At 70.5% G+C, this 1,563-nt stretch carries 1 protein-coding gene; it reads left to right on the top strand.

The window, feature by feature from the left end; all coding sequences use genetic code 11:
- Window positions 1-71: 71 nt before the first annotated feature.
- Window positions 72-1,325, top strand: a complete 1,254-nt coding sequence (locus VXC91_RS45380; protein WP_329513174.1) for an IS4 family transposase — start codon at window positions 72-74, stop codon at window positions 1,323-1,325.
- Window positions 1,326-1,563: the final 238 nt, after the last annotated feature.

The following is a 1,563-nucleotide window of genomic DNA, read 5'->3' as shown; positions in this document are numbered from 1 at the left end:
CCAATGCCACGTAGCGTAAGTTGATCAAGGGCATGGGGCCGCCCTTCGGCTGGGGCGGTAGATTGCTGACCGTGACTCAGGGTGCTGGTGCAGGCGGGCGGTTGCCGGAGTGGATCTCGATCGGGCTGCTGGCGGGCTCGGTCCCGCGTGATGTGATCGACGACGCGGTGCGGGCGTTCGGACGGCAGGCCAGACGGTCGGACGGGAAGCTCCCGCCGCATGTGGTGGTGTACCTGGTGATGGCGTTGGCGCTGTTCGCGGACGACGACTACGAAGAGGCCATCACCCGTCTTTCGGAGCCGCTGGAGCGGTGGGGCTGCTGGGACCGGGCCTGGGAGGTGCCCACGACCAGCGCGATCACCCAGGCCCGCAAGCGCCTGGGCTCCGAACCGCTCGCGGAGATCTTCGACCGCATCGCCGAGCCGGTCGCGGAGCAGCTCACCCGCGGGGCCTGGCTCGGGCCCCGCCGCCTGGTCTCCATCGACGGCATGGAGTGGGACCTGCCCGACACCGAATCCAACGCCGAGGCGTTCGGCCGCTCCGGGACCGCCGCCAATCCCTCCGCCTTCCCCAAGGCGCGGGTGCTCACCCTGGTCGAGACCGGCTCCCGCGCCCCGATCGGGGCGGCGATCGGGCCGATCGCCGGCAAGCGCGCCGGCGAGCAGACCCTGGCCTTCCAGCTGTTCGAGCGCCTGGAAGAGGACATGCTGCTGCTGGCCGACCGGGGCTTTTTCGGCTTCGAGCAGTGGTGCGTTGCCGCCGGGACCGGCGCTGACCTGCTCTGGCGCGTCGGCGACACGCTCACCCTCCCGCTGGTCGCGGACCTGCCCGACGGCTCCTACCTCTCGCTGGTCTACTCCCCCCGCCTCAACACGGCGGCGCGGGGCCGACTGCTGGAAGACGCCCGCGCCGGGCGGGAGGTCGATCCCGAAGCCGCCCGAGTGGTGCGCGTGGTCGAGTACGAGGTCCCCGACCGCGGCACCGACGCCGAGCGGGAGCTGATCTGTCTGATCACCACGATCACCGACCACGCGAACGCCCCCGCTCCCCTGCTCGCTCACGCGTACCACCAGCGCTGGGAGCACGAGCAGTCCAACGATGACCTGAAGACCGCCCTGCGCGGCCCAGGCCGCATCCTGCGTTCCAAGAGCCCGGACCTCGTCCGGCAGGAGCTGTACGGCTACCTGCTCACCCACTACGCGATCTCCGCCCTGATCTGCCGGGCCGCCACCGAGGCCGACATCGACCCCGACCGGGTCAAATTCACCCGCACCCTGCGCATCGTCCGCCGCCGCGTCGCCGACCCGGCGGCTATTTCCCCCTGAGGACCTGGACGCCGTCCTGGCCAGGGTCCGCGCCGACATCACCCGCAAGAAGAACCTCAACCCCCGCCGCCGCCATCGCAGTTACCCCCGTGTCGTCAAGCGCGCCCGGCACAACAGCTACCGCGTCAAGCGTCCTGCCGACACCAGCACCCGCCATCCGGCGCCGCCCACGATCTACCTCGTCAACGCCCGAGCGCTCACTCTCACAGCATGATCAACTTACGCTACGTGGCATTGG

The organism is Streptomyces chiangmaiensis (assembly GCF_036281785.1).
GTDB lineage: Bacteria > Actinomycetota > Actinomycetes > Streptomycetales > Streptomycetaceae > Streptomyces > Streptomyces chiangmaiensis.
This window is presented reverse-complemented; position numbering and strand designations above follow the sequence as displayed.